The sequence below is a fragment of the Kitasatospora sp. NPDC059803 genome (assembly GCF_042732255.1).
In the GTDB taxonomy this organism is placed as follows: Bacteria; Actinomycetota; Actinomycetes; order Streptomycetales; family Streptomycetaceae; genus Kitasatospora.
Genome location: NZ_JBHWIJ010000322.1, coordinates 1 through 9,340, shown reverse-complemented (window position 1 = coordinate 9,340; position 9,340 = coordinate 1). Strand labels below are relative to the sequence as shown.

At 69.5% G+C, this 9,340-nt stretch carries 11 protein-coding genes; all 11 read left to right on the top strand.

What is annotated here, in order from left to right; all coding sequences use genetic code 11:
* Positions 1-149: 149 nt before the first annotated feature.
* The 11 genes from ACFV6I_RS33780 (at position 150) to ACFV6I_RS33730 (ending at position 9,195) form a co-directional block, all read left to right on the top strand.
* Positions 150-506 (top strand): hypothetical protein, encoded by a 357-nt coding sequence (locus ACFV6I_RS33780; RefSeq protein ID WP_063353058.1) that lies wholly within the window; start codon positions 150-152, stop codon positions 504-506.
* Positions 507-559: 53 nt separating this feature from the next.
* Positions 560-1,324 (top strand): hypothetical protein, encoded by a 765-nt coding sequence (locus ACFV6I_RS33775; protein WP_380429525.1) that lies wholly within the window; start codon positions 560-562, stop codon positions 1,322-1,324.
* 62 nt (positions 1,325-1,386) lie between these two features.
* Complete coding sequence (locus ACFV6I_RS33770; RefSeq protein ID WP_063353056.1) at positions 1,387-1,707, top strand: hypothetical protein; 321 nt, start codon at positions 1,387-1,389, stop codon at positions 1,705-1,707.
* Positions 1,704-2,213, top strand: a complete 510-nt coding sequence (locus ACFV6I_RS33765) for a hypothetical protein (protein WP_159398760.1) — start codon at positions 1,704-1,706, stop codon at positions 2,211-2,213. The genes ACFV6I_RS33770 and ACFV6I_RS33765 overlap by 4 nt, the downstream gene beginning before the upstream one ends.
* A complete protein-coding gene (locus ACFV6I_RS33760) occupies positions 2,207-3,565 on the top strand; it encodes a tyrosine-type recombinase/integrase (protein ID WP_063353054.1) in 1,359 nt (452 codons plus the stop codon). Before ACFV6I_RS33765 ends, ACFV6I_RS33760 begins: the two co-directional genes overlap by 7 nt.
* A gap of 195 nt (positions 3,566-3,760) precedes the next feature.
* On the top strand, positions 3,761-4,513 hold the full coding sequence (locus tag ACFV6I_RS33755; RefSeq protein WP_063353053.1) for a ParA family protein: 753 nt from the start codon (positions 3,761-3,763) through the stop codon (positions 4,511-4,513).
* A gap of 197 nt (positions 4,514-4,710) precedes the next feature.
* Complete coding sequence (locus ACFV6I_RS33750; RefSeq protein WP_063353052.1) at positions 4,711-5,682, top strand: hypothetical protein; 972 nt, start codon at positions 4,711-4,713, stop codon at positions 5,680-5,682.
* A gap of 176 nt (positions 5,683-5,858) precedes the next feature.
* The gene (locus ACFV6I_RS33745; protein ID WP_063353051.1) at positions 5,859-6,224 is read left to right on the top strand and encodes a hypothetical protein; all 366 of its coding nucleotides are present in this window, start codon (positions 5,859-5,861) and stop codon (positions 6,222-6,224) included.
* 40 nt (positions 6,225-6,264) lie between these two features.
* Positions 6,265-6,474 (top strand): hypothetical protein, encoded by a 210-nt coding sequence (locus ACFV6I_RS33740; RefSeq protein ID WP_159398759.1) that lies wholly within the window; start codon positions 6,265-6,267, stop codon positions 6,472-6,474.
* On the top strand, positions 6,474-8,993 hold the full coding sequence (locus ACFV6I_RS33735; RefSeq protein WP_063353050.1) for a phage portal protein: 2,520 nt from the start codon (positions 6,474-6,476) through the stop codon (positions 8,991-8,993). Before ACFV6I_RS33740 ends, ACFV6I_RS33735 begins: the two co-directional genes overlap by 1 nt.
* Positions 8,983-9,195 carry a hypothetical protein gene (locus tag ACFV6I_RS33730; RefSeq protein WP_063353049.1) on the top strand — a complete coding sequence of 71 codons (213 nt, stop codon included), beginning with the start codon at positions 8,983-8,985 and terminating at the stop codon, positions 9,193-9,195. Before ACFV6I_RS33735 ends, ACFV6I_RS33730 begins: the two co-directional genes overlap by 11 nt.
* Positions 9,196-9,340 lie beyond the last annotated feature (145 nt).

Genomic DNA, 9,340 nt, shown 5'->3' with positions numbered 1-9,340 from the left:
GCAAGCCGGCCGCGCACCGCGTCCCCTACACCCACTCGGCCCCTTGTGTCGCTGGCTAATCCCGTTAGCCTCGTATAATGTCAAATATACGAGGTAACCGGTGTGAGAGGCTTTCCCCCGTCAGACCCCTTCGCGCGCAGGAGAGCACCGTGGCGACGTCGACAGGCCCCCGGGCACCGATCGGGCACCTGCTCGACCAGCTCGCCGCCTTCGTCCGGGCCCGGATCGCCGAGCGTACCGCCGACCCGGCCGTGCCGGCGGCCGAGCGCGAGCACTTCACCCACCTGCTCCCGCAGCTCGACCAGGTGCTCGCCCACGCCCACGCCACCGGGCCGATCCAGCAGCTCCACGCCCTGCGGCTCTTCCGGGAGATGTCGCTGCTCTGGTACGGCCACGACGAGCACCCCGGCAACCCGTGGCTCGAAGAGCTCGCGACCAAGGATCCCGACGCCGCGCTGCGGCACCTGCGGGACGTCGAGCGGCGGGTCGACGGCATGGCAGACTGATCACCAACACACTTTTGCCGCAGTGCAGTTGAGCCACCCGAACAGGACCGCCCGTGCCGCCCGAACCGCCCAGCCGTCCCGCCGACCGGCTCCACGACTACGTCGGCTTCGTCCGCTCCCGGCTGCACGAGGAGCTGGCCGCCCCCGGGCTGCACCACTCCACCCGGCGCGCCCTGCAGCGCCGGCTGGCCCGGGTCGGCGAGATCGCGGACCAGGCCGACGGCACGACCCCGGCCTCCCTGCTCGGCCGGGCGGCGAACGGCGTCGACCTGGTGGACCTGGCCCAGCGCTGGCGCGCGCACCCCGACTACCCCGGCGCCCGCAACTCCCGGCCGACCCCCGAACAGGCCGTGCCCGGCCGGGAGTTGCCCGTCTCGGTGACCCACGTCTACGAGCGCGGCATCACCGCCGACCTGCTGGCCGGGGTCGGCGGCTACCCGGGCCTGCACGAGGAGGCCCGCACCGGGCTGGCCGAGAACCACCCGTGCCTCCGGGATCCGGACGCCGTCCTGCCGGTCACCGTCACCTCCGACGACGACGGCTACCTCCTCGTCCACGCCGAGATCCGCTGCACCGACCGGGCCTGCCGGATCGAGGCCACCGCCGTCGCCCGGTTCGATCCGCTGATGGACGCCTACTACCGGGCCCGGGAGTCCTTGGCCGCCGTCGACCTGCTGCTGCAGCAGCCGAACCTGGTCTCCACCCCGGACCCGCAGAAGCTCCGGCGGCAGTGGGACCGGCGGGAGAAGGCCATCCGCGAGTCGCTGCGCGCGGTGATCGACATCCTCGAACCCCACGCCGCCCCCGCCACCGAGTGAACACGCCCCCGGCCACACGCCCGCCGCTCCCGCGCAGCTCACACCCCGTCAAGGAGACCCGGATGACGTACGACGACCCCGAAGACCGCGCCGAGGCCCAGACCCGGCAGCGGCAGGCCGCCGCCCTGGAGCACATCCGGGCCTACTACCGGTTGGAGCGCCGCCTGGGCGTCACGGTCGCGCTCGGCGGCCGGGTCCGCCACGACGGGCGCGAAGGCGTCATCACGGACACCGCCGGCCAGCGGCTCAAGGTCATGTTCTACGGGGACGAGCAGCCCAGCCTCTGCCACGTCACCTCGCAGATGGAGTACGAGACGGCCACCGGCTGGGTCGCGGCCACCCCCGTCCCGGACCCGTGGGCCGCCGGCCCGGTCGCCGCATGAGCGCGCCGGACCAGGCCGCCGCGCTGGCGGCCGCCGAGCAGCGGGCCGAGCTCGCGGAGCAGGCCAACGAGCGGCTCGCCGCCGAGCTGCGCCGCTACGGCCGGCAGATTGACGAGCTGCGCACCGAGGCGCACCGGGGCGCCGTCGACCCCGGCCGGGTGGCGGCCGCGCTGGAGCGAGTGAACCAGCTGGCCGGCTTCGTGTACCGCCGCGCCGAGCAGGAGCGTCGCCAGGGTGGTGACGGCGTCTCGCTGCGCAAGGCGGCGTACGCCCACGGCGCGGCCGACACCGCGCTCTCGGCCGGACGGCCCGACCAGGCGGCCGCCCACATCGCCCACCTGGTGGGGCAGGCCGAACGGTGGCGCGAGCACGCCGAGTTCGCGTCCCTGGGCATCACCGTCGCCGCCGTCCCGGACGGTGCGGTCGGCAGCAGCCACTTCGCGCCGGGAGACATCCAGACCACCTCGTTCCGGCTGGCCCCGGACGACGACAGCACGGCATGGTGAGCAGCGACGTCGAGGTCGTGGACGGGGAGTTGGTCGAGACGGCCGGCTCCCCGTTCCCGGCCGTGCCCGACCGGCCCACGGGGCTGGGCCTGGACGTGTCCACGTTCACCCGGGACACCGTGCTGGTCGCCGGCCGCCCGCTCCCGGCCGCCTTCGTGGCGCCGCAGTACAGCGCCGCGGACTACGTCATCTCCGAGGACGTCGCCCAGCTGCTGGAGTCGGCGGCGCCGGAGAACACCAGCCGCAACCGGCGCAGCCAGATTGGACTGTTCCGCACCTGGTGCGGGGAGCGCGGCCGCGTCGCGCTGCCGTGCACCACCGCCACGCTGATCGAGTACGTCGGTCACCTGATCAAGCGGGAGCTCGACCCGGACACCATCGCGGTCTACAAGAGCGCGGTGGTCACCTGGCAGGAGGAGGAGACCCCGGGCAACACGAGGCCCGGCACCCGCGAGGTCACCAGGATGATCGCGGCGTACCGGACGGCGTGGAACCGCAAGCACACCAACAAGCAGAGCCCGGCGGTCCGCGAGCTCGACCTGGAGGAGATGGTCGCAGTCTGCGACTCGCGCGGCCGGCCCGCCGACCGGCGCAACGCCGCCATCGCCACCCTCGGCTTCCACCTGCTCAGCCGCCGGATCGAGCTCGCCCACCTGGTCGTCACCCACATCACCCTGCACCGCGACGGCATCGCTGTGCGCCTGGTCGACCGGAAGACCCGCAAGGACGGCAGCGTGTTCGAGGCGTGGATCCCGGCCCGGGACGACGCCCCGCACATCTGCCCGGTACGCCGGATGCGGGCCTGGCTGGAGTACGGCCGCCTCATCCACCAACCGCAGGACGAGGCGCTGTTCCGCGCGCTCGACAAGGCCGGCCGCCTCGCCATCCGGCTCACCCCGCAGACCCGGCCGAAGCACCCGGACGGACGGCCGAAGGAGGACCAGGAGCTCACCACAGGTGACTGGGTGGAGCTGAGCATGCTCTCCGGCGAGGCCATCAACGGGTACGTCAAGGACCTGGCCAAGAAGGCGTTCGCACGGGTCGCGCACCTATCCGAGGTCGAGCGGGCCGAGCTCGGCTACAACGCGCTGCTCAACTTGCCGACCGCAACATCGGTGACTGCCCATGGCCTGCGGGCCGGCGGTGCGACCGAGCTGTACGAATCAGGCGTCCCCGAAGACACGATCGCCGAACTCGGCGACTGGGCGAGGAACAGCACCGCGATGAAGCTCTACTTCCGCCGGATCAAACTGTCCGGCGAGAACGCCTGGGCCGTCGCCCGACAAGCACGCGAAGCCTCCCGGTCAACCGACAGCTCGTCGGCGTCGGATCCGGGGTATCGAGCCGGCTGACGGAGCTTTACCGCGGTAAAGCTGGGATGCTTCAAGGCCGGAGACACACAGACACGACGCGGGTTGTGAGCTTTGTGCGGGTATCTGACATGCTGTCCCGGTCCGAAGTACCGGGGACCACCTCGGGAAGTCAACGGAAGTCCGAAGTACCAGGCTGTCAGGCCTGGGAAGTCGACGGATTAGGAGCACCATCGCATGGCCACGATCATTGTCGTCCTCAACCGCAAGGGCGGGGTCGGCAAGAGCACCATCACCGTCAACCTCTCCGCCACCATCGCTGAGGCGCTCGCGGGCGTCGAGGTCAAGCCGATCGATTGGCTTGCACCCGTAGCAGCGTTGTCAGTCGACCCTCAAGGGTCCGCGTCCTGGTGGGCCAGCCGCGTTGGGGAGACGCTGCCATTCGTCTTCGCCGAGGCGCATAACGACCTTGAGACGCTCAAGCGGCTTCGGGACTCCACGGCCGTCGAGTACGTCATCGTCGACACTCCCGGCTGGTACCCCCCCGAGGCCCGCGATGACAACTCGGGCGATCCCCTCGGTGAGGGCCGAGTAGCCGACGCGATCCGCGCGGCACTCGATAATGCCGATCACGTGATCGTCCCGGTTGAGCCAGAGCCGCTGGGCTGGCCAACCACTCAGGAGACCATCCAGCAGGTCGTCCTTCCGCGAGGTATCCCGTTCACGATTGTCGTATCTAACTGGGATCCGCGCGATGGCGAGGCGGACCGGGACGACACCAGGAAGCACTTCACTAAGTTCGGATGGAAGGTCGCGAACACCGTCATCCGCCGTTACAAGCTGCACTCGAAGGCGGCAATCACTGGCCATGTCGTGACGCAGTACCCGAAGTCGCGAGTCGCTCAGGAATGCCTCGCGGACTTCACGAACCTCGCGTTGGAGATTCAGATGACCATCGTTCGACAGCTGCGCCGGGGGATGTCCCGCTGATGGGTAGTAGGCGAATCAATTCATCCGATCTCCTTCCCGGTCCCGAGGCCAGCGACGATCGGCCGCCCACCGAGCCTCCCGGTTCGCGTCTGGTCACCCTCAAAACCGACCGTCTCCTGCCCAATCCGCACAACCCTCGCAGCACTGTGGGGGATCTGTCGGACCTGGCGTCGATCGGGAGGATTCAGCGGCAGAGTGTGCTGGTCGTCACCCGGGCCGCATACCTCAAGCTCTACCCGGACGAGGGGGAGCTGACCCGCGGCTACGACTACATCGTCATCAATGGCTGCCGTCGCCAGATGGCCGCCACGAAGTACGGCCGGGCTGAGCTGTTCGGTGCCGTCAACGACGATGTCGCGAAGACTCGTGCTTCTCTGATGCGTGCTGCCTACGACGAGAACGTCGAGCGGCGCGACTTCGACGCGGTCGAGGACGCGCAAGCCGTCATGTCGATTGTGGCCGAGTACCCCAGCCAGCGTGAGGCTGCGGCTGCAGAGGGTTGGTCCGAGGGATATATCTCCCAGCGGAAGGCGATCCTTGGGCTTCACCCTCAGGTGCAGGCAGCCGCCCAAGGGATCCCCTTCCGCGAGCTCCGGCGATTCGCAACGAAGGCCGTTCGCGATCTTCTCCCTGAGGCTCAGCGTGCAGCGCTGAAGGACTTCCTGGAGGAGTTGGAACAGGAGAGGCAAGAGAAGGCTCAGATCCCGAGGGGTGCACGGAAGCAGACTGCCCGCTCGGTACGCACCAGTCCACAGACTCAGCGGGTTGACCAACCGGCATCGAGCCCAGGCCGGACTGAGGAGGATCTGTCTGGCAGGTCCTCGGGCGCTGAAACGACGACCTCCCTGCAACCATCGACTGTTGAGGACTCCACAGAGGCTGGGGAGCCGAACCGCAGCCCCGTTGCTGAAGAGAGCCCGGAGGTACGACCCAGCTTTACCGCGGTAGAGCCTGATCGTGCTGCCTCCGAGTTCCCCACACCTCGCGGTTCGGCAGCGAGCGGTACCCTTCCGGGGACCACCCAGGAACCGTTGTCAGACGGGTTGAACTGGACGGACCCCGTTGCCGTGGCCAACGCGCTCTGCGCCAACATGACACTCAATGAGGCCTTTGAGGTCGCACGGATCGTGCTTGAGCGTCTCGACGAACACACCAAGCAGTCCGCCTGAGCTAGCAAGGGACAGCGACTGTATGCCGTGGTCTCGTACCTCTCAAATGGTGCGAGGCCACGGCTTTTCGCTGTTCTAGGGTGGTGGTGTAACCAAACAGGGGGCTTCTCCGTACCTGTTGATGTGAGGCTCTGGAGTGGAGACAGGGCTTCTCAACGACCGACGAGGGGAAGCCTGTGAGCAACACGTCCGACTCCACGAAGAGCACCAAGCCCGCCGACCATGAGTGGGTGGTCGCCGCTGAGCTTCCTGTCCCTGCCGATGTTGCACGGTACGCCGACTTCCGCGGAAGCTTCCTGTCCCGGGCGCAGCAGCGGGTGACGGCGCTGGAGGTGTACTGCAAGGGGTGCAGGCGCCCATATGAGGACGTGGCCGATGAGAAGTGCTCGGCGCTGCTCGACAATCGGCATCTGATCGGCGGGGATCAGAGCCGGCGGGCGAAGCGCTTGCCGACGCCGCAGGCTCCGGCGGGGGCGCGGATGGTGCCCGGACACACGTACAGCCGGCGGGGTGTTGAGGCGTATGTGCACCGGCTGGTGTGAGGGCGCGACGTAAGGGGCACCGGTGCCTACGGTCCGCCGGGTGACGACTCCTCCGGCCTCGCAGCCTTCCCCGCCTTCGCCGCCGCAGCTGGCGCTCCCCTCCCGGGAGCTTGTCGGGCTTCTTCTGGTCGTCGTGGGCACGTTGTCCGTGACCGCCGTGGCGTTCATGGTCCACCCGTTGTGCGGCGCGGCCGTGATTTCGGCGTTCGTGATGGCGGCTGGCCTGTGGCTGGCCAGTGAGGATGCCTGATGGGGTGGCGCCTCGCACCGGGGCTGCGCCGCCTGGTGACCCGGCCGGCGCCAACCGAGATGGAGTCGAAGGGGTGGAACGGGTCGTGGGCGTCGCTGCCGGGGATCACCGCCGAGTACGGCACGGAGGGCCGGGCTGACGGGTGGGACCTGGAGCGGGTCATCAGCGAGGGGTACGAGCAAGGTGTCTGGGTGTTCAAGTCGGTGGAGACCATCTCGGGGCACCAGGCGCGCCGGCCGTTCTCAATCGGCCGGGGCGAGAAGCCGGGCGAGCACAGCGAGATCCTGAGCGACCATCCGCTCTACCGGGTGCTGAACGGTCAGGCCAATCCGTTGGAGACCGGCCGGGTGTTCAGGAAGCGTCTCAGTGCGCAGGTGCTGCTCAGCAAAAAGGGCGCCTTCGTCGAGGTCACGAAGTCTCGGCTCGGCACGATCACTCGCCTCGATCTCCTGCCACCCGACCGGGTGCGGCCGGTTCCGGACCCGAGCGGGGACTACCTCTCCCATTTCGAGTTCACCACGCGGACGGGTCGGTTGCGGGAGCTCGCGCCGGAGCGGGTCCGGTGGGTCCGCGACCCGCACCCGACCGATCCGTTCAGCGGGATCACGCCGCTGGAGGCCGCTGGCATCTCGATCGACCTGGACCACCTGGCCCGCCTCTACAACGTCAGTTTCCTGCGTCGGGACGGACGTCCGGGCGGAATCGTGGGTGTCGATCTCAAGGGGGCGACCGAGCGCCAGCTTGACCGCATCGAGGCCCGGTTCTCACCCGGGGTCGACCACGCCGGTCAGCTCGCGGTGATCGGCACTGGGCCGGGCGGGGTGCAGTTCATCGACACCAGCACCCGGCCGCGCGACATGGCCTACAAGGAGCTGGCGGGCACCAGCAAGGACGAGATCTTGGCCGCGTTCGGCGTGAGTGAGGCGATGTTCGGCTCCACCGCGGGCAAGACATATGCCAATGCCGAGCAGGACGAGTTCACCTTCTGGACGATCACCGCCATCCCTCATCTCGACGTGATCGCCTCCGCGTTTCTGCCGGACATCGACGTCGATGAGGGGTGGCGGCCATACATCGACACCTCCGACGTCGAGGTGCTGGACCTGCCCCGCCGGGAGCGGTTGAAGGTTCTCCGGGAGGAGTGGACGGCTGGGCTGATATCCGCGGACGAGTACCGCCAGGCGGCTGGCCGGGACACGATCGACAACCCTCAGACGCGTGCGCTCTGGTTTTCTCCGCAGAAGGCCCCGGTGCCGGCCCGTCCCGAGGACGCCGCAGAGCTTGGGATTGGCGGCGGCCAGGTAGCTGGCGATCCGGCTGGGCTCGTCGGCGCAGCGCAGACCAACGGTCAGCCGCCCAGCGGCCAGGACGGGGCTGCTGCTGCCGCTGCCGTCGCGGAGGCGCGCGGTGCCGACGACCAGGACCCGGCCGGAGGAGGGGCGGCCGCCGATGCGGTCGGCGCCGCGCGCGGACCCGCGCGCCCGGTGCCCGGCGTAGCCGCCGCAGAGGCGGTGGCCCAGGTCCGGGGGGTGGGCGGCATCAGCACCGCCGGCGCGGCTGCGGCGGCAGTCGACCGGGTCCGTGCGGCGGCAGATCGAGGGCCTGGTCCTGGCCCTGCGGCGGTTGCGGTGGCCGCGGCCCAGGAGGTGAAGACACTTCCGGTCTCGGGGGCCACTCCGGCGGTGGCAGGGTGGGAGGTGCCGGAAGCGGAGGAAGAACGGCTTCGCGGTGCGGCGAGCGCCGCCCTGGACGCATTGCTCGCCCGCCAGGCCGAGGTCATCGCGGCCCGGCTACGCTCCCCCAAGCTACGCAGCCGGACGAGGTACTGGCAGCCGGGGCCGTACGAAGTTGACACCCGGTCCGGGGACACCCCGATCGACGCGGCGAAGGCCGTTGTTCCGGACCGGTGGGTGGAGGAGAGCGTGGCCACCCTTGAGCCCCTCGTCGCCTTGACGGTGCAGGCCACCGCTGCGGAGTGCATCGCCGCTCTCACTGGCGTGGCTGCGAACTCGGCGGTCCTCGGTGCCGCTGCCGGCGGACTTCACGCCGCCACCCTGGACGCCGTCACTCTGGGTGCCGCTTCGATCCGGGCGTTCCTCGCCGATGTCGCGGACGCGATCACGGCCGTCCAGAACGACCAGCCGGGGCTTACGCTGGAGCAGCTGGTGGGTCACACCCGGGGCCTGTTTGCCGACAACGCCCGCCGGCTCGCCGACGACGCCGCGCGTAGCATCGCCGCGGCCGCCGTGAACGGCGCGGCCGAGGCATCGGCCGCCGCGTGCGGGCCACAGGTCACTCGTACCTGGATGAGCCGCGGGGACGAGCGGGTCCGGCCGGCACACCAGGAATTGGACGGACAGACGCTTCCGGTGCTGGAAGCCTTCTCCGCCGACGGTTACCCGTTGAGGTATCCGGGCGATCCGATCGCCCCGCCGGCGTTGATCCGCAACTGCCGCTGTCGGCTCCGCTACCAGGCCGAGCCGCTACTCACTGACGGAGGAGATCCTGATGTCCGCTGATCTGGTGTGGGGCCTGCTGCTTGGTACCGGCGCCGCCGCCGAGGTATACGGGCTGTGGAGCCGGGAGGCTGGGGACACGTTGTCCGAACGGACGCGGGCTTGGTTTCGGGTTCGGACGAAGCCTGGCCGGGCCGTGTTCACCGTGGTGTGGTGCGGCTTCTCCGTATGGTTTCTGCTCCACATCCTCACCGAGACGATGTGAGGCTGCTGGGCTTTACCGCGGTAAAGCCCAGTGAGTTTGCCTGCGGTCAGCGGGCAACACTTGCCGTCTCCGTGCTCACTTCCCCGCATGGCGGGATTGAGGTGTCTGCGGGTCGAGCCTGGCTTTACCGCGGTAAAGCCAGGCT